Source organism: Thiocapsa sp. C2-2m, assembly GCF_041903745.1.
GTDB classification, from domain to species: Bacteria; Pseudomonadota; Gammaproteobacteria; order Chromatiales; family Chromatiaceae; genus Thiocapsa; species Thiocapsa roseilacustris.
Map to the genome: position 1 here is coordinate 20,224 of NZ_JBBWVD010000046.1, position 18,526 is coordinate 38,749.

General features: G+C 63.2%; 16 protein-coding genes and 1 pseudogene. 6 read left to right on the forward strand and 11 right to left on the reverse strand.

Annotated features, from left to right (window positions below; genetic code table 11):
- Window positions 1–213: 213 nt before the first annotated feature.
- The 3 genes from AADX97_RS25225 to AADX97_RS25235 all read right to left on the reverse strand — a co-directional run bounded on the left by AADX97_RS25225 (window position 214) and on the right by AADX97_RS25235 (window position 4,555).
- On the reverse strand, window positions 214–1,698 hold the full coding sequence (locus AADX97_RS25225; RefSeq protein ID WP_374236859.1) for an RsmB/NOP family class I SAM-dependent RNA methyltransferase: 1,485 nt from the start codon (window positions 1,696–1,698) through the stop codon (window positions 214–216).
- 10 nt (window positions 1,699–1,708) lie between these two features.
- Window positions 1,709–3,190 (reverse strand): RimK family protein, encoded by a 1,482-nt coding sequence (locus tag AADX97_RS25230; RefSeq protein WP_374236858.1) that lies wholly within the window; start codon window positions 3,188–3,190, stop codon window positions 1,709–1,711.
- Between the two features lie 300 nt (window positions 3,191–3,490).
- The gene (locus AADX97_RS25235) at window positions 3,491–4,555 is read right to left on the reverse strand and encodes a GNAT family N-acetyltransferase/peptidase C39 family protein (protein WP_374236876.1); all 1,065 of its coding nucleotides are present in this window, start codon (window positions 4,553–4,555) and stop codon (window positions 3,491–3,493) included.
- 426 nt (window positions 4,556–4,981) lie between these two features.
- Between AADX97_RS25235 and argE the strand changes: the two genes are divergently transcribed.
- A complete protein-coding gene (argE, locus tag AADX97_RS25240) occupies window positions 4,982–6,136 on the forward strand; it encodes an acetylornithine deacetylase (RefSeq protein WP_374236857.1) in 1,155 nt (384 codons plus the stop codon).
- Between the two features lie 207 nt (window positions 6,137–6,343).
- On the forward strand, window positions 6,344–7,294 hold the full coding sequence (locus AADX97_RS25245) for a neutral zinc metallopeptidase (protein WP_374236856.1): 951 nt from the start codon (window positions 6,344–6,346) through the stop codon (window positions 7,292–7,294).
- 134 nt (window positions 7,295–7,428) lie between these two features.
- On the opposite strand, the gene AADX97_RS25250 is transcribed toward AADX97_RS25245, so the two are convergent.
- Window positions 7,429–7,791 carry a hypothetical protein gene (locus AADX97_RS25250; protein WP_374236855.1) on the reverse strand — a complete coding sequence of 121 codons (363 nt, stop codon included), beginning with the start codon at window positions 7,789–7,791 and terminating at the stop codon, window positions 7,429–7,431.
- Here AADX97_RS25250 and AADX97_RS25255 point away from each other — a divergent pair.
- Genes AADX97_RS25255 through AADX97_RS25265 form a run of 3 tightly spaced genes read left to right on the forward strand, consistent with a single transcriptional unit; the run spans window position 7,790 to window position 10,811 of the window.
- Window positions 7,790–8,710 (forward strand): HlyD family secretion protein, encoded by a 921-nt coding sequence (locus AADX97_RS25255; RefSeq protein ID WP_374236854.1) that lies wholly within the window; start codon window positions 7,790–7,792, stop codon window positions 8,708–8,710. The genes AADX97_RS25250 and AADX97_RS25255 overlap by 2 nt on opposite strands.
- On the forward strand, window positions 8,707–9,651 hold the full coding sequence (locus tag AADX97_RS25260) for an ATP-binding cassette domain-containing protein (protein WP_374236853.1): 945 nt from the start codon (window positions 8,707–8,709) through the stop codon (window positions 9,649–9,651). Before AADX97_RS25255 ends, AADX97_RS25260 begins: the two co-directional genes overlap by 4 nt.
- Window positions 9,648–10,811 carry an ABC transporter permease gene (locus tag AADX97_RS25265; RefSeq protein ID WP_374236852.1) on the forward strand — a complete coding sequence of 388 codons (1,164 nt, stop codon included), beginning with the start codon at window positions 9,648–9,650 and terminating at the stop codon, window positions 10,809–10,811. Before AADX97_RS25260 ends, AADX97_RS25265 begins: the two co-directional genes overlap by 4 nt.
- Before the next feature lie 129 nt (window positions 10,812–10,940).
- Here the strand turns inward: AADX97_RS25265 and AADX97_RS25270 are convergent, their stop codons facing one another.
- Window positions 10,941–12,182, reverse strand: a complete 1,242-nt coding sequence (locus AADX97_RS25270) for a hypothetical protein (protein WP_374236851.1) — start codon at window positions 12,180–12,182, stop codon at window positions 10,941–10,943.
- An 89-nt stretch (window positions 12,183–12,271) separates the two neighbouring features.
- Window positions 12,272–12,451 (reverse strand): DUF29 family protein, encoded by a 180-nt coding sequence (locus AADX97_RS25275; protein WP_374236850.1) that lies wholly within the window; start codon window positions 12,449–12,451, stop codon window positions 12,272–12,274.
- 226 nt (window positions 12,452–12,677) lie between these two features.
- On the opposite strand from AADX97_RS25275, the pseudogene AADX97_RS25280 reads away from it, so the two are divergent.
- Window positions 12,678–12,770: pseudogene (locus tag AADX97_RS25280) on the forward strand (type II toxin-antitoxin system PemK/MazF family toxin); the annotation flags it as partial.
- Between the two features lie 529 nt (window positions 12,771–13,299).
- Here the strand turns inward: AADX97_RS25280 and AADX97_RS25285 are convergent.
- From AADX97_RS25285 to AADX97_RS25305, 5 genes are all read right to left on the reverse strand, one after another.
- Window positions 13,300–16,431, reverse strand: a complete 3,132-nt coding sequence (locus AADX97_RS25285) for a type III restriction-modification system endonuclease (protein WP_374236849.1) — start codon at window positions 16,429–16,431, stop codon at window positions 13,300–13,302.
- Between the two features lie 28 nt (window positions 16,432–16,459).
- Complete coding sequence (locus AADX97_RS25290) at window positions 16,460–16,882, reverse strand: type II toxin-antitoxin system VapC family toxin (RefSeq protein ID WP_374236848.1); 423 nt, start codon at window positions 16,880–16,882, stop codon at window positions 16,460–16,462.
- Window positions 16,882–17,121, reverse strand: a complete 240-nt coding sequence (locus AADX97_RS25295; protein ID WP_374236847.1) for a DUF2281 domain-containing protein — start codon at window positions 17,119–17,121, stop codon at window positions 16,882–16,884. The genes AADX97_RS25290 and AADX97_RS25295 overlap by 1 nt, the downstream gene beginning before the upstream one ends.
- 33 nt (window positions 17,122–17,154) lie before the next feature.
- Window positions 17,155–17,421: a UPF0175 family protein gene (locus AADX97_RS25300; RefSeq protein ID WP_374236845.1), complete on the reverse strand. Its 267-nt coding sequence runs from the start codon at window positions 17,419–17,421 to the stop codon at window positions 17,155–17,157.
- A gap of 73 nt (window positions 17,422–17,494) precedes the next feature.
- Complete coding sequence (locus tag AADX97_RS25305) at window positions 17,495–18,418, reverse strand: DNA methyltransferase (protein ID WP_374236844.1); 924 nt, start codon at window positions 18,416–18,418, stop codon at window positions 17,495–17,497.
- Window positions 18,419–18,526: the final 108 nt, after the last annotated feature.

An 18,526-nucleotide genomic window follows, 5' to 3' on the forward strand; every position in this document is an offset into this window, starting at 1 on the left:
GGATGCTCATTCCCGGAAATCGCCTAATCCTGACAGCACATGGGTGAAAGATCGGTGTGGGCGACTGAAGTCGCCCCTACGGCCTTACGGCCCTTCGCCCACCCCGATAGACCCTTTTCCTGACTTCCCCTTAAAACGCGTCCGCTACAAGTCGAGCGGACAGGGCCAAGCGCAACCGACACAAAAACATCCCATAAACCATCGGGACGCGTTTTAAGCGGCGCATCCACTCCAACGGCTCGGAAACAAACTCTCGATTACCCCTGAGCGATGCAGCACGCCCACACCCAGCACATGACCACGATAGCTCACGATGATCTGTCCCGTCGGCGTGGCGGCCCGCTGCTCGGGGGTCGGGTCGAAGATCTCGCGGCGCAAGTAGCGATCGCGCTGCTCGGTATCCAACGAGACCCCGAAGCGCGTGACATCGCGCCCGAACAGCAACGCACCGCCAGTGCTGGGCTTGGGCGGTCGCACATTGGTGCGGTGGAAGAACAAACCGCTCGACTCGGCCACGGGCACCGCGGGCGGCGCATGATCGGCCGCCATCAGGTGCAATCCACGTCGGGTTTGGCGGTTGGCACGGTAGCGGGTCCAGTAATCGTCGCCCAGGCCGTACTTGTCGTCGAGACCGGCGAGCCACTCGGCGGCATCCGTGTTGTCGAGACCCGCAGGCTCCGGTGTCGGCTCAGCGGGGCAGCCGGCATCCTTCTCCAGGATCGCCATGAAAAAGCCGCCGGTGTCGCGATGCTGGGGCCAGATCCTCAGACAGCTCGCCAGCTCGGGCGGAAGCTCCCGGCCGTTCCAATGGGTGACGCCCGGCATCGCGACGAAACCCGGCACCGCTGCGGGCAGTAAGCGCAGCATGCCGGGATGCTCGGCGAGGATGTCGGCTACGACCAGCTCGTTCTCCTCCGGTGCGAAGGTGCAGGTGGAGTAGAGGATGCGCCCGCCCGGGCGACAGCGCTGCACCGCCTTGCGCAGCAGCGCCCGCTGACGCGGCCCCAGGCGAAGCGCACTGTCCGGGTCGAGCCGGGGCAACAAGGACGGCGTGCGCCGCAGCGTGCCCTCGCTCGAGCAGGGTGCATCCACCAGGATGCGGTCGAACTGACCGCTCGCGCTCGGCCAGTTGGCGCCGTCGCAGCAGGTGGTTGTCACATTGACCACGCCGAGCCGGTCGAGATTGCCTTGGAGCGCCTTGATGCGCGCGTGGGCGATGTCGTTGGCGACGAGCGTCCCGCGATTGCCCAAGGCGAAGGCGATCTGCGCGGTCTTGCCGCCGGGTGCGGCGCAGAGATCCAACACCCGCTGACCGGGCGCCAGGTCCATCAGCATCGCCGGCAGTTGCGAGACCTCCTCCTGTGCATGGGCCAGACCGGCGCAGTACCACCAGTTGCGGCCGGCCTTGGTCTCCTCGGGGAGTCGCAATGCAGCGGGCAGACCGGGCACGGGTTGCGCATCCAGACCCTGCTCGGCCAGCAGGTCGGCAAGCTCGGCGACCGAAATCCGCGTCGGGTTGGCCCAGATGCAGGGCGGCAGCGGCCGGCCGAGCGTCGCGGCGAAGGCGTCCCAATCGTCGACCAAGGGGCGATAACGGGCCAGGGGCGAGGCGGCGATCTCCTCGGGCGTAATGAGCGCGGTCGCCTTCGAGCGCGACAGACGCACGGTCTGCGGGCGCGATTCGGTGGATAGGGTCATTGCGTTCCAGTCAGCGTTTGCCGGAGCGCCGGCGGTCGAGTCGTGCCACGAATTCGCCGATCAAGCGGGCGTAGAGCTGATCTCCGAGCACCCGGTCTTCGACGCCCGAGTCCAGGCTGGGGTTGTCGTTGACCTCGATCACGACCGGACCGGCCGGCGTTTCCTTGAGGTCGACCCCGTAGAGACCGTCGCCGATCAGGTCGGCCGCCTTGAGCGCCGTCTTCATCACGGCGGGCGGGACCGCCTCGACCGGCAGGGTCTCGAACCCGCCCTGCTCGTGACGACCGTCGCTCTCGTGCTTGACGATCTGCCAATGATCTCGACTCATCAGGTACTTACATGCATAGAAGGGCTGACGACCCAGGATGCCGACGCGCCAATCGAAGGGCGTGTAGAGATATTCCTGCGCCAGGATGAGATCGGACTCCTTGAAGAGCTTTCCCGCGATCCGTGTCAACCCGGCGCGATCCTCCGCCCGAAAGACGCCGCGCGAGAAGGACCCTTCCGGGATTTTGAGCACGATCGGGTAGCCGATCAGCTGCTCGGCATCCATCAGATTCTCCTTGCGCAGCACCAGGGTCTTGGGCCGCGGGATGCGATGCGCCGCCAGCAGCTCGGCGAGATAGACCTTATTGGTGCAGCGCAGGATCGAGTCCGGGTCGTCGATGACGACCATGCCCTCGCTGTCGGCCTTCTTGGCAAAGCGGAAGGTGTGGTGACCGATGCGCGTGGTCTCGCGAATAAAGAGGGCGTCGTACTCGGCGAGCCGGCTGTAGTCCTTGCGCTGGATCAGCTCGACGTTGACCCCGAGCGACTTACCCGCCTTCACGAAGCGTTGCAGTGCCTTGCCGTCCGAGGGCGGCAGCTCCTCGGCCGGGTCGTGCAGCACGGCGAGGTCGTAGCGATAAGACAGACGTGCGCGCGGCTGGCGCCAACGCTGCGACAGATAGCCCTCCAGCGCCGCAAACAGAGGCCCCTCCCCGTCCGCCGTGACCGCGGCCAGCGGCAGGGCCTTGATGGCCCCGATGCGCCAGGTGCCTTGGCGGCGAAACTCCACGCGCAGGATCGGGCAGCGGAAGGTCTCGAAGATCTCGCGCGCGAGCGGATGCAGCTCCTTGACGTCACACTGGCCGAAGCAGATGGTCAGCTCGTAGGCGGTCGGAGCGAGCGCCGAGGTCTTGCGCCGCCCGAGCAGACGCTGCACCAGCCCGTCGAGCTCTTCGGTGGCCAGGCTGTAGAGCTCCCGACTGGAGAGCTCCTGGATGGTCCGCACGCTCGGAATGACCTTGTGACCGCGCGCCTCGGCGAGCAGCGAGCAATAATAGCCCACCGAGAGATAGCGATAGCTGCGGCAGAGGTTGATCACGCGCAGGTCGCGCTTGGACGCCAGCTCGCCGCCCGCAAGATAGTCACGCGCGGTCACGACCGGCAGGCGCGGAAAGCCCGTCTTCCAGTCGCCTTGTTGCTCCACCAACAGCAAATGCTCAGCCATTTAAATCGCGCTCGTTCGTAGGGTCTATGTCGCGTTGCATCTTGATTCCGGATTGATCCGCGCCAACCGACTTGGTCAGGGGCGCGATTTAAAGATTTATGTAGGTCGGGGTGAGCTTGCGAACCCCGGCTTGACGCTTGCGCCGGGGATGCCGGGGTTCGCAAGCTCACCCCGGCCTACCCGTGAATCAAGGCGTTCACCTTGTTTCTGAATCGTCACTAAGCCGCGTCGGGGATAACGTCGGTTGTTGCTCGGAGCGCTGACTCAGACGCGAACCATGCCTGTCACACCGGACGCGGCTTAGGAGGAGACGAGGACGACGGCCTGCAACCCGACTCGCCCGTAACGGGCCATCCGACTAAATTCGTCGCGGGGAATGGGCATATCGATCGAGTCCAGCGTGGTTTCTCCGTTGTCGTAGTCGACGTAGGGGTCGTGGACATAGACGAAATGCTCGTCGAAGCCGGTGATCACGACCCAATGCGGGAATTTCTCGCGATAGATGCGGTAGGAGCTGATCAAGACCAGCGGCACCGAGCCCGCGTCCCAACGCTGCTGGAGATCGTCGATGCTGAGCGTGCTCGGATTGACCGGGATACCCAGACGCCGCGCCTCCGCCAGCATGTCCTCGTGAACCAGGCGCATGACCTCTTTCTTTTCCGGGCTGCGCACCGAGTCGACCAGCGGTACGCCCGGATCGTTCACGAAGACCTCGACCGCGAAGCCGCGGGACTTCGCGGACAGCGCTAGCCCCAAGGGGCCGCAGCCCCCGTGGCCCGATGTCATGAAGATAGTCGTGGACTCGCGCCAGATGCGCAGCTCCAGGGTTCGATTAAGCTCGAGGCTCGGGCGCAGCGCCTGCATCGCCATCATCAGCGACGACGAGCCGCAGGTGAAATCGAGCGTCTGCTCGTAGAAGGGCACCCGCTTGAGCTCCGGCTTGAGACCCGGAGAGAGCGTTTTCTCGTAACGAATCGCCTCCATGTGATCTTCGTAGTAGTCCGAGAGCATGCCGAAGCGCCGATAACCCACGCCCTCGAACAGCGCCTGCGAGGCGAGGTTGTCGCGCCGGATCTCCAGGCGCATGTAGGCGCGCTCCTGCTCCCAGGCCGCATCCTCCGCCGCCTCGACCAGTGCGCGGCCGACCCCTCGGCCCCGCGCCTGCGCCGCGACGGCGATCGAATAGAGGCGCGCGACCGAGGTCGCCCGGCTGAAGAGCACCATGACGTACCCCAACAGTGCACCCTCCGCATCCTCGGCAACCAGTGTGCGCGCGTGCGCACGGGTCAGCATGTAGCGGAACTGGCGACGGGTCAGCCGGTCACTCTGGAAGCTCGCGCCCTCAAGCCGAAGCAGCGCGCCCATGTCGGCAAGCACTGCAGGACGCAGGCGTGCAAGCGGGGGCGAGGTGTCGCTGATCGGATGGGTAGGCACTGGATTGGACACGGCTTCGCTAACGGCGTGGAGACTGGCGGGCGCCGGAAAGGCGGGATAGAGTCGGCGAAATCTACAGGTCGCGCAGGAAAATGCAAGGCATCGACCGCCCTGAGAGGGGCCGTAGGGGCGGTAGGGGCGACTTCACTCGCCCCTACCGAAACCTGCAGGCATGCACGATCGGGATCATGACTCCCGGAAAACGCCTCGAAAACCGGTCGGCGGCAAGCCGCCATGCCGACCGCCGCGGAACCAAGCCCGTCCAAGCGCCGTCGGGCGTCGGCGCCACCGGATCGAATCCACACCCTCCTCGGGCGACGGGCCCGAGCCTCATGTCTCAATGCAGCGGAGCACCTCATGCCCAGCCAGGCCCCGACCCTGACCACCATGCTCGAAGGCCTGATCGGCACCCTGTCGGTCAGCAGCGTCACGCCCGCCTTCGACCACAGCAACCGGGCGGTGATCGATCTGTTGGCCGCCTGGTTGGAGTCGGCCGGCTTCCGCGTCGAGATCCTTGAGTTGCCGGGGCAACCCGACAAGGCCAATCTGCTCGCGACACTCGGCAGCGGGCCCGGCGGTCTGGTGCTGTCGGGACACACGGATACGGTTCCGTTCGACGCCCATCTCTGGACCCACGATCCGCTCAAGCTGACCGAAGCGGAGGGGCGCCTCTACGGGCTCGGCACGTCCGACATGAAGTCGTTCCTGGCGCTGGCGATCGAGGCCGCGCGTGGCTTGACCGCGACCGATCTTGCACAGCCCCTGATGATCCTGGCGACCGCGGACGAGGAGTCCGCGATGCACGGCGCACGCGCCTTGGTCGAGTCCGGACGGCCGCTCGGGCGCTATGCGGTGATCGGGGAGCCGACCGGCCTGCGGCCGGTGCGTCTGCACAAAGGCGTCATGGGCGAGTCGATTCGCTTGGTCGGGCGCAGCGGTCACGCCAGCGACCCGTCACTCGGCAACAACGCCTTGGACGGCATGTACGAGGTCATGGGCGCCCTCATGGCTTGGCGCTCCGAACTCGCGGACAGCCACCGACACCCGGACTTCAAGATCCCGCACCCGACGCTGAATCTCGGCCACATCCACGGCGGGGACAACCCCAATCGGATCTGCGGGGAGTGCGAGCTGCATGTCGACATGCGCCTCCTGCCCGGCCTGAGCGCAACCGACGTGCGCGCCGAGCTCAGTCGCCGGGTCGCGACCGTCGCCGACCGACGCGGGCTCGCCTGGTTCGTCGAGCCCTTGTTCGAGGCCATCCCCCCGGCCGAGACGCCCGCCGGCTCGGCAATCGTGCGCGTCGCGGAGGGCCTGACCGGTCACACCGCCGAGGCCGTCAATTTCGGTACCGAGGCGCCCTTCCTCAATCAGCTCGGGATGGAGACCATCGTCCTCGGCCCTGGCGATATCGCTCAAGCCCATCAACCGGACGAGTATCTCGAGCTGGATCGGATCAGACCGACGCTCGACCTCTTGCGGGCCCTGATCCAGCGTTTCTGTCTAGGTTAAACCGCGCCCAGCGCGGTATGCGATGTTTTTGGATGGGATTGGCCCCGGCAGGTTTGACGACCGCTGGAGCCGGAGCGGTTTAAGATATTAGAAAGTGCATTATTTTAAACCGCGTCGCCGCTAATGGTTGTGGATACACCAAACGTCGAGCTCACTCGAAAATGAGCATCTCGCTCTGGACGCGGTTTAGGCATCTGAGGAAAACCCATGCGTTGGAAGACCGGCAGGCGAAGCGAGAATGTGGAGGACCGTCGCGGCGGCGGTCTCGGCGACAGCCCGTTCGGCGGACGGCGCCCGCTCGGCATGGGACGCCGCGTCGGGATCGGGGGAGGGCTGGGCGGTCTGATCCTGGTGGTCGTCTTGTTGCTTCTAGGGGTGGACCCGAGCCTTCTCCTGACCGAAGGCGGGTTGGGGCCGACTCAGGAAACCTCCCGGGCGCCGAGCGGCCAAGCACCCGGCGACGATCCATTCGGCGCCGGCCAACCCGAGATCAGGCTCCCGAGCGCGGCCGTCGAGGACGAGCTGGCCGACTTCGTCTCGGTCGTCCTGGCGGACACCGAGGACACCTGGGGCGCGATCTTCAAGGCCGGCGGCGAGCAGTATCGAGAGCCCACGCTGGTCCTCTTCTCGGGTACGACCCGCTCCGCCTGCGGACTGGGCGAGGCGGCCATGGGTCCCTTCTACTGTCCGGCCGATCAGCGCGTCTATATCGACCTGGCCTTCTACGACGATCTGCGTCGTGAGTTCGGTGCGCCCGGCGATTTCGCTCAGGCCTATGTGATCGCGCACGAGGTCGGCCACCACGTCCAGAACCTGCTGGGCATCTCCGAGCAGGTCGAGAGGTCGCATCGTCGGGCCAGCCAAGAGGAGGCCAATCGGCTTTCCGTGCGTCGCGAGCTGCAGGCCGACTGCTTCGCCGGGGTTTGGGCAAACCGCGCACACAAGGCCCGCAACATCCTCGAGGCGGGCGATGTCGAGGAGGGCTTGAACGCCGCCTCCGCCATCGGCGACGACCGTCTGCAACGCCAAACCCGTGGCTATGTCACCCCCGACAGCTTCACCCACGGCAGCTCGGCCCAACGGGTGCGCTGGTTCAAGCGAGGGCTCGCCACCGGCGAGCCGTCCGCGTGCGATACCTTTTCGGCCGAGACGCTTTGACCGGTGACGACGCGGACCGATCTCGGGATGCTCCTGTATCGTCTCAAAGCGCTCCTCGATCTCTCGAAGGGGCAAGGCGCATGATCTCGGTTATTCGTCCCATCCATCTTCGTGTTGCGCCGGCGCTCCTCCGCTCATGATGTCGCCCGCGTCTCGATCCGGCGTAAAGCCAAATCGCACACCGCGCAATAGAGCGGCGCCCAGCGCGGGATCTCGAAGGGATGGGCGAGCTCGTGGTAGACATCGACGAGCAGCACGGCATCGAGACTCTCCGGCGACAGGTTGGGGTCATCCTCTGCGCCGAGGACCGGGGTCACGCAGGACGTCGACAACACCGAAAGCCCGCTATGGCCGAGCTTGACCAGAACCCAGCGCCACTCTAGCCTCGCTCTGGCGGTCTGCCGGGGCGGTTTGACCCGCCCCGTCGCAACGACAGCATCCGCATGCTCAAGAGGCGTCCGACCCATGCGCAGGCTCAGGATCCGATTCGCCATCATGGCCGCTGCCCTGCTCACGGGCTGCCTGGACACCGAGCGACCGCTCGCGCTCGGGACCCTGGAGCGGGATCGCGTCGCGCTCACCGCCACCGTCGCGCAGCTGATCGTCGACTTGCCCGTGGCCGAGGGCTCGCCGGTCACCAAAGGCACCCTCTTGGTCCAGCTCTCGGACGGTCAGCAGCGCGCGGAGGTCGAACGCGCCAAGGCGCAGGTCGCCCGGACCAAGGCGCATCTGCAACAATTGCGCAACGGCCCGCGCAGCCAGGACATCGCGGCCGCCAGAGCGCAGGTGGCTGGGCGTGAGGCGGATCTGCGCGAGGCCCAGATCACCGCCGAGCGTAATCAGGAGCTGATCGCCCGCAAGGCGGTGAGCCAGGCCGAGGTCGATCGGACCCGGGCGCTGCGCGATGCCGCCAGCGCGCGGCTGGACGAGGCCAAGGAGAACCTCGACGAATTGCTCGCGGGCACGCGCCCGGAGCAGATCGCCCAAGCCGAGGCCGAGCTGAGTGCGGACGAGGCCACGTTGGCCTATCAACAGGCATTGCTGGCGGAGCTGCGCATCGTCGCCACCCGCGACGGCGTGCTCGACAGTCTGCCCTGGAACCTCGGCGAGCGCGTCACCGTCGGCAGCCCCGTGGCCATCATCCTCGCCGGCAAGGCGCCCTATGCCCGGGTTTACGTCCCCGAGCCCTATCGGGTCAAGATCAACAAGGGCGATACGCTCAAGGTGCACGTCGATGGACTGGATCAGACCTTTGACGGCACCGTGCGCTGGATCAGCTCCGACCCCGCCTTTACACCCTACTACGCCCTGAATGCCAGCGACCGCGCACGGCTCATGTACCTGGCGCAGGTGGATCTTCCGGACAGCGCCGCCATGCTCCCGAACGGCGTGCCCGCACAGGTCGAGATGCCGTGACCGAGCCGGTCATCGAAGCGCGCGGCCTGACGCGCCGGTTCGGCGATCTGACCGCCGTCGATGCACTGGATCTGACCGTCGATCCGCGCACCATCTATGGCTTTCTCGGTCCAAACGGCTGCGGCAAAACCACCACCTTGCGGATGCTGACCGGACTCTTGACGCCATCCGCCGGCACGGTGTGCGTGCTCGGCCATCAGCTCCCGCGCGACGCCGAGCGGCTCAAGCGCCGGATCGGCTACATGACCCAGAAGTTCTCGCTCTACGACGACCTGACCGTTGCCGAGAACCTCGGTTTCGTCGCCGAGATCTATGGCCTCGGACATCGGGTGGCACGCCAGCGCATTTCCGCATTGCTCTCGACCTACGCGCTGGAGCCGATGCGCAGCCGGCGCGCCGGGCGCATGAGCGGCGGCCAGCGGCAACGCCTGGCGCTGGCCGCGGCGACCATCCATGAACCCGCGTTGCTCTTCCTCGATGAGCCGACCTCGGCCGTCGATCCCGAGAACCGTCGCGATTTCTGGGAACGCCTGTTCGACCTGGTCGATACCGGCGCCACCATCCTGGTCTCGACCCACTACATGGACGAGGCCGAACGCTGCCATCGGCTCGCGATCATGGCGTCCGGGCACAAACGCGCCGATGGCTCGCCGGCCGAGCTGATGGCCGGCATGGGTGCCCGAGTGGTCGAGGTCGAGGCCCCCGACCTGCGCGCACTCAAGCTGCAGCTCTCGGCGCTGCCGGAGGTGATCTCGGCCGCGCAGCTCGGCAGCCGACTGCGTGTGTTGGTGACGGATCGCATCGCCGACCCGGTCGCCTGGCTGCGCACGCAACCGCTGCAGCCAACGCCCACAGCGCTGGTGCCGGCGCGCCCGAGCCTGGAAGACGTCTTCGTCACCAGCACTGGAACCCAGACCCATGTCGGGAGCCGGCAACCATGAGTGCCGTGCTGCAATCGGCCCGGCGCATCCTTGCGATCCTGTCCAAGGAGCTGACCCAGCTGCGGCGCGACCGCACCACCCTGGGCATGGTCATCATGATTCCGCTGATTCAGCTGATCCTGTTCGGCTATGCGATCAACACCAATGTGCGCGATATCCCTGCCGCGCTGGTGGATCAGGCCAACACCGGCCTCAGCCGGGTGCTGACCCAGGCGGTCGAGGCGACCCAGGTGGTGCGTTTCACCGAGCGCACGCTCGATATCACCGCCGCGCAGGAGGCCATCATCGAGGGCCGGGTGCGCGCCGCATTCATCATCCCGCCGGATCTGAGCCAACGCGTCGCCCGCAGCGGCAGTGTCGGCGCCGGGTTGGCGACCCCGCCTTCGACCGACGAGCAGACCAGCCGGCCGGTTGCACAGTGGATCGTCGACGGCTCGGACACCGTGATCGCCGGCGCCATCAAGGGCCTCGGCACGATGCCGCTCACCGAGCTGCTGCGGCGCCCCGCCAACCGCACGACGCCGACCTTCGCTGTGGCACTCTTCTTCAACCCGGAGCAGCGCACCGCGATCAACATCGTGCCCGGCCTGGTCGCCGTGATCTTGACCATGACCATGGTGATGTTCACATCGGCGGCGATCGTGCGCGAGCGCGAGCGCGGCAACATGGAGATGCTGATCAACACGCCGGTGCGCCCGCTCGAGCTGATGCTGGGCAAGATCGTTCCGTACATCGGGATCGGTCTGGTGCAGACCACCATCATCCTGCTGCTCGGCCACCTGATCTTCGGCGTGCCGCTGCATGGCTCACTCCTGGCGCTGGCCGCCGCAACACTCGCCTTCATCGGTGCGAGTCTCGCCCTCGGGCTGGTCCTCTCGACCATCGCCGGCAATCAACTGCAGGCGATGCAGATGACCGTCTTCATCCTGTTGCCGTCGATCCTGCTATCGGGCTTCATGTTTCCATACGAGGGCATGCCGGTACCGGCCCAATACATCGCCGAGGTGCTGCCGGCAACCCATTTCATGCGCGCCATCCGCGCCGTGATGCTGCGCGATGCCGATCTTGCACAGGTCGCCGGGGATACCCTCTGGCTGCTCGGTTTCATGTTCGTCGGGCTGCTCGTCGCCTCGCAGCGATTCAAGAAGCGGCTGGATTGAGCATGGCGACGAGTGACCGGCCGATGGCCCGGAGCTTCCGAACCGACGCCTGATCCGACAAAGGGTTTTCTTCCGACTCTTGGTCCCCCGCGCGGCCGGTTTCCTCGGGGCACGCCGCATGGACCTCGGTCAGTCGTCCCAGTCATCCCCGTATTGCGCCGGAGCCTCGCCATGGCTTTCCAGAATCAGCGGTGTCAGGGGGGCGGGTCCGGGCTCGGGGCGCTCGGCGACGATCTCGAATCTCCAGTCGTCGCCGAAGTCGAACAGGAACTCGATGCGCTGGCCCTCGGTCAGCGAGAGTTCGCCGATCCGCACCGCGTCGGCCACCGCGTTGTCCGTCTCTTCCACCAGATCGGAGTGATCGATCTCGACCGTCTGGCCGTAACGATTCTGATAGCTGAAGCGATACAGATGGTCTTCATCGAAATCGAACGCGATCAGAATCGTCGAGGCCAGCTCTGCGAGATCGGTCTCGCCCCCGCAGCGGACCCGCCGCCAGCAGCGCGCCCCGAGCGACACCTTGAACTGGTGCGCTCCCGGCTGAAAGTCGGCTTCCGGGGACACCAGATCCTGTTGCCATTCAGGCAATGCGGGACGGATGGAGTGGCTCCAATCCTCGAAGGCTGCGATCGGATCGAACAGCCAATCGAGCGCCAACGCCGCTGCGAGGGCCGCGGTCTCCGGCGTGCGCGCCGGATTTCGGGCGTCCAGGACCGTGCTCAGCAGGGCCTGGCCCCAAGGGGTCAGGGTGATCGCGCTGGGACGCCATCCTTGCCCCTCTTCCGGGGGCATGACCTGAATCTCGAACAGTCCGAAGAGTTCAAGCAGGGCCAGATTGACGACGCCGGGTCGATATCTCAGGCCGACGAGCGCGTCCTGGTGCTCGATTCGCGGACAACCCCTGGTCAGACACTGTTTGGCGAAGTCGATGACTTGAGTTGTCATATCGCCGCCCCAGCTTGTCCGTTCGCCGATCAAGGCGTTGTTCCCGCGCCCCCACCAGGCCTTGAGCAAGGCGAAATAGCGCTCGGTGTCGTTGAGCGCCGACCAGGCGCTCATCATCTTCGGGTCGAGGACCAGACGCGGCGGTTTGGCGACGGCATCGATCTGGCCCAAGCCGCTGGCGCGCAAGAGAAGATAGAGTCCGCCGATGACCGGGTAAGACTTCTGCATGGCGCGCTTCAGCCCTAACCTCACCGGTTTGGTGAGACGTTGGTTGATCGCCTCCAGCGAAGGCGCGGCAAAGGCGTGCTTCGGCGAAAGGGCGAGTCCCCGATCCCCGATCAGTTCCAGCAGGCGATCGAAATCCGCCAACAGGGTGCCGGTCGCGCGTGGATCGAAGGTGTGACTGTCGAGTGAAAGCGTGCTCATGTGAAGGTCGTCGGTGGGGACGTCTCGCTCAACCCCTGACCGAATGAGCGGTACGTCTGTTGGTCTTAACGAATCCGGTTGCCTTGTCGCTATTCCGGCCAATAGTCGTCATCCAGCAGATCGGCATCGATGTCCTGCAACCGCCCTTGCCGAAGCAGGGCAGCTTGCGCCTCGATCCAGGCGCAGAAGTCGTCGCGATAAAGACTGGTCATGGCAGGCATGAACTTTCCCTCGGCGGCCGTGGGTGTGGGTTGCAGCGTGAGCTGCATTTGCCGGCCCTCTGAGCGAGAAGACAATGAGCGTCGCACGGTACGCGGCGAGTCTAGCGCCTCTGTTCGCCCATGGCCACGACGCAACGGCCGACGTCAGCGAGGAAGATTGCACCTGGCGCGATGACACACCGTTCGGTGTTGAGTTGCAGTCATCGAGCGCGGCGATATCGACCTCGTCTCGCTGGACCCGACCTCGGGATATGAATAGCGGGGCGCGCGGCCGGTCTTGGTCGTGTCTGCGTCGGCCTTCAACCAACTGACGAAAACGCCGGTTGTCTTGCCCGTCACCCGCGGAGTCAATTTCGCGCTTGTTTAAGCCGATGTGCCAAACCGACCGACGACGAGTCCTTCGGTTGCCGGTACCAACGCGAGCCGATCTCCGAGAGATCCTTGTTCGGCTAAAACACTGTGTACGTGGGCCATAAACATAATGCGGTCAGGCAGGGCACCGTGTCGTATGTGTTTGCTCCAAGGATCTGCGGAGCGGTGCTCGACGCTAGGCCTCAGGACTCAACAATAAGGCGGGGGATACCGGCGGCTTGTCGGGACCTGATCAGCAAGGAGCATCAGCCACGCTCCGAATCGACGATTCGGGGCGGGGTCGCGCAAAGATCAAGCAAGCAACATCCGTGAGGGCGAGCCTGGCGAGCCGAGTTAGCGCGGTGAGGTATCGAGCGCCAAAGGCGCGACCGATGTCAGCTCAAGTCAGCGCCTTTGGTATCCATCTGGCTTCGATTCCTGGCCATGGCAAGTTCCGTCGGCTAGCCCATGCGCCGCCGGGTGCTTAGGGTCGCCGCGGGTGCGAGTTCCGCCTCGGCCATGTTGAAAATGGGTCAGCGTTTGACTTAGCTGGAAGCCGGGCTAACCAAATCCATCAGCTTGGCATAATCAGTGACGACGTCGTACTTCACCTTATCCTCGGTGATGCGCTGGCTGATCTCATCGAAAAATTTGCGCGCGCAGGCAATCTTGGTCTGCTCGATCTCGCGGAGCTTCATCGAGGACATGCTGCCCTTGGTCTCGGCAACGAAGTAGATATGTCGAACGTTCCCGGCTGTGAACGAAATGGCCCAGTCCGGGTTGTAGTCACCGACCGGTGTCGGGATCAAGAAGCCGCGTGGCAGCTTCGCGTAGACCACCACGTCGGTGCTGGTATCCAGCGTGTTGACAAAGTCGCGCTCAACGTTGGAATCGACGATGGCGTAGTCGTAGACATGGTTCTTCAGCTTTGCGGTGGCGCGGGAGAAGTCTTGGCCAGTCTGGCTGGCGGTGAATATGTCGACGTCATAGCGTTCGTCGACCTCGTCATAGGCCAAGCGCTCGATCACCATGGCGGCCTTCTGCTCGGTGATGAGCCGTGAGGTCTCGGCGATGAAGTGCTCCGGGTTCTGCGGGAACTGATGGAACACGGCGGGCTGGATAGCGCTTAGGATCTCAGCCACGGTCTGCCGAACGAGCTGGGTGTTTTCGGCGACCTTGCCCAAGAGGTCATAGCACACCCGCGAGTGAACGGAATCGCCCTGCTCGGTTGCGGTTTCCTCTACCTTGAAGCCACCGCCCTTGCGCAACTGCTCATCGGTCAGACCATCCTGCTGTAGCCCTTTCTGCACGATGTACTGCAGCGGCGTGACCCGAAGCTGGCGATCGAGCGCGCTGATGCACTTACCGACCAGCTCATCGGATTCGAAATCGACGCGGTAAACGGCCTTGCGGTTGATGCGCTGCCAGAGGTCCTGAAAGGCTTGCTTCTCGAAGTTGCCGTTGAGCGGATTGGTCTTTGGCTTGCGACCATCCTCGGGTGTCGGCAGCTGCTTGTCGCTGAAAACGCTGTCGATGAGTTCGAAGATCTGGCCGGCGTGCGGCTGTAGGTCAGCCGGTAGTTCTGCCAAGGTGCCTGCTGCCTTGGCCTCGTGATAGGCATCGGCAACGTGATCGGAATCGTCTGTATAGTCGTTCTTGACCAGATAGCGGTAGAGCTGTTTCGCCATTGCAGGGGTCAATTCGACCGGCCCCTGCTCAGTCTGCAGCACCTTGCCGGTGAAATAGGCTTCCGTAGCCTGCCGCGGGCGCGAGGAGAGGGTCTCGACGATCTCCTGCTGCAAGCCCGCGACGAAGTCCTTGTAGCTTTCGCTGGCGACCACGGTCAGCACGTTGATGTCATGCACCAAGCTCGGGTGGTCCATGCGGTCGCCCTGCTGGTCAACGCTCAGCCGCAGCCCGCGCCCGACCTCTTGCCGGCGGGAGATGCTGTTGTCGCTGTGCTTGAGCATGCACATGACGAAGACGTTCGGGTTATCCCAGCCTTCGCGCAGTGCCGAGTGAGAGAAGATGAAGCGTACCCTTTTCTTGGCGCTATCCTCCGGGCTGTCGTGTGTGCCGGGGAACGCCAGCAGGCTCTCCTTGTCCTTCAGGATCAGGTCGTAGGCATCGACATCGTCGGAGTCGACGGATCGGGCACCAACATCCGGGTCCTTGAGGCGTTTGGTCTTCTTATCGATCGCGAAATAGCCCTGATGAGTCTTGGCCGGGTCGATCTCGCCGAGGGACTTGCGGTAGTCCTCGTTGTCGATGGCCAGCTCGGACAGATACTCATCCCTGAGCAGCCCGTATTCCTCCTCGAAGACCCTGGCGTACTCGCCCTTCTCGTCGGCCTGATCGTAGTCGCGGTACTTGACCACCTCGTCGATGAAGAACAGCGACAGCACCTTGATGCCCCGGGCGAAGAGCTGCTTCTCCTTGTCCAAATGGGCCTTGATCGTCTCGCGGATCTGAATGCGGCGAATGTCGCGCTCCGAGACATCGCCGTTGGCCTCGCCCGCCGTCAGCACGACGCCGTTGGTGAACTCGACGCTGTCGATGTTGTAGTCGATTTGACTGATGGTAAAGCCTTTGTACTGGTCCAGCTCACCGGACGCCACGAACAGGTCATCGCGGAAGCGCAGACGGCGCAGTTGGCGCTTGATCTCGCCGGACTTCAGCTTGACCTCCAGCTCGATGCGCGCCACCGGTGCCTGCTTGGAGATGTCGATGCCTTCGAGGTAAAGATAGGCATTGGTCCCAGCGAGTCCGCGGGTCTGGATGCCGCGCACGGCGATCTTCTTCACCAGCTTCTGGTTGTAGGCATCCAGCGCGTCCAGCCGATGGACGCGGTGGTGCTGGGTGCGATGGGTGGCCGAGTAGCGCAGGATAAACAGCGGCTTGAATTGGGGCAGCGCCTCCAGCGTCGCCTTGCCCTCCATCTTCTGCGGCTCGTCGATGATCAGGATCGGCCGATTCGAAGCGATCACGTCGATCGGCTTGCGCGACTGAAAGTCATCCAACTCCAGATAGATGCGGCGGTTGTCGGCGCCGCGTGCGTTGAACGCCTGGATGTTGATGACCATCACGTTGATGCCGGCGTCGGAGGAGAAGCTCTCCAGCTCGTGCAGGCGGTTGGAGTGGTAGATGAAGAAGCGCGCCTTCTTGCCGTAACTCTCGGTGAAGTGCTCGGCGGTGATCTGCAGCGACTTGTAGACACCCTCGCGGATGGCGATCGAGGGCACCATGATGATGAACTTCGACCAGCCATAGCGCTGGTTCAGCTCGAAGAGGGTCTTGATGTAGCAGTAGGTCTTGCCGGTGCCGGTCTCCATCTCGACATCAAGGTGGATCGGTGTCGCGGCGAAGGCTTGCTTTCGATAGGTGGCCGGCGCGGGCACGCGGGCGCCCTTGTTGTCGAACGTCGTGAAGTCAGACAGCGACGAGGACACCGGCAGGTTCTGCCGGCGCTGCACCTTCTGGATATTCTCCAGGATCTGCGCCTCGCTCAGTGCCAGATCGGCGTTCTTGAAGCCCTCGTCGAAGGCGCTAGCCTGTGCCGTTCGGCCAGGGTCGATGCGGTAGGTCAGGCCGGAGGTCATCGGCTGACCCGCGAAGCAGTCGACGACCGATTCGACGGCGTTGGTTTGGTAGGGCTGGACCTTGAATTTAAGCTTCATACCTGAGACATCGGTTGCCTATAGAACATCAGGGCGCATGAACAACGATTCCGAGGTGAGTCGCAGCATCGCTCATCACGCCATCCAGCGTACAGATGGACAAGCCCCGACGCTCGGCAATCGCGACATGCAGTGCGTCCCCAGCTCGTAACCCTGACTGCCACTGTTCGCACAGCGAGGCCGCCTCATCAAAATCAGCAGCATCGGGCATCAAGATGACAAAGTCGTTTTGTACGAACTGTCTGACCTTAGACAAGACTTCGTCATGCAGCGAGTCGCTGATCACCTGCATGCGCCGCTTTACCCCTAAAGCACTGGCTATCTCCGTGAGCGTCCACTTGCTGATCAGGGTAGAACCTGGTGCTTGCCGATTGAACCAGCTCCATGCATTCCCTGTCTTCGACTCATTGAGGAACATCGCAAGCAGCACGCTCGTATCAACATAGGTCATCAATACCGGGCCTCATGACGCAAGCGATGAACAAATTCACCTGCGCTCTCTGTCTGTTTCGGTTGCGAGGCAACCCAAGCTTGTAATTCGGCGCGTTGCTGCCGTGTAGCGTCGGCTGGGCTGGCGGCTGAATGCTTAAGCTGTTTCGCTTTCAGAAACTCCGCGTAGTCAAGAACCTCAGCAGCCTGTGACTCTGGGAGGCCTTTGACAGCCTCGTAGACTTTCTCGGCGATATTCATCGTAGATTCCATAACAGGTTCAACTCAGGCTAGTTAGGGACGCTGCATCAATGCACCAATGGCGCAATAGCTGGCGTCCGCCTCTTCCGCTGAGACATTGACGAAGCTCAGGCCTTTTTGTCCCAGTAGGGCGAAGAATTCTTGATAGCTCAGATCGAGCAGCTCAGCAGCCTTGCTCAAACTGATTGCGCCCACCTGGCGCTGCTCAATGATGAAATCCTCATAGAGGGTTCGCCGCAGTTCGTCCTCACTTTGAAAGTTGGCCGCTAGCTCATCGGGCAGTGTCAAGGTTAGCTGCATCGTTTCATCTTCATCAGATTGGGGCTAATTCGCCTTTGACGCACCAGGGATTAGCGTGTCCTGGCGCGCTGAATTAGAGAGACTTGACCTCGGTGACCGGCGAAAGCTGGCGGAAGATCTGTTCGACGTTGATCTTCACCGCATCCGAGACGAAGCCGTTGTCGCGGAAGACCACGCGCAGGGGCTCATGGCCGGCTAGTTCCTTGACCAGCTCCTCGGTCACGCCGCGCTCGAAGCAGGCGACCAAGGCGTTGTCGTCGACGAAGAACACCGTCTTGCCCTGCAGGGTCTCGCGGCGGATGGGTAGGGTCAGATCCACGCCCCAGTCGACCAGCACCTGGAACAGCAAGTCTTCGTCGGTGCGGCCCTCCTTGACGTTGTCGACCATGTCGAGCAGGTCTGCTTGTTGGACCTCGTCGGGGCGGTAGTAGACGTCCTTCATGTTCGAGGTGTCGACCTTGAGGACGCGGAAGCCTACATCGCGGTTCCAGTCGGGGTGGCATTCGCCTTCGAGGATCTTTTTTCCGGCTCGGCGGATGCGTTCCTTTCCAATCTCTGCAATATTGGAAAACCCAGCCTTAAATGGTTCGGATTGTTCAGAGCAGGACTCAGCAATATTTACCAAAATGAATTTGCGAGACCCCCCATCCTCTGCATTTAGCTGCATTACAGAATGCGCAGTAGTACCTGAGCCAGCAAAAAAATCCATCACCAAGCACGAAGGGTCGTTAATTGACCTAACTAGATATTTTGGCAGCGAAACTGGCTTGACATAGTCAAACATAGTCAGTCCATCAAAAAGATTTTTAATCTCGCTATAACCCTCGTCATTACGCAAAACCTCACATTCATTTTGACTAAGAAGGTCTGATGGCGCTATATACTTATCCGGGCCGATATCTAACCCATAGTACATCGTCGAAAACTTATTTGTTTTGAAAAAAAGACGCACACCTTGAGCTATTTTTTCATTTATCGTTTCCTGGGCCTCGCTCATAAGCCCGGCCAAGTCCGAGTTCGGGGCTTGGTGATCGATCTGCGGGGATTTGGCAGGACCCTCGAAACTTCATACCCTTGGAAGTGTAAGCTTACCGAGGGTTCAGAA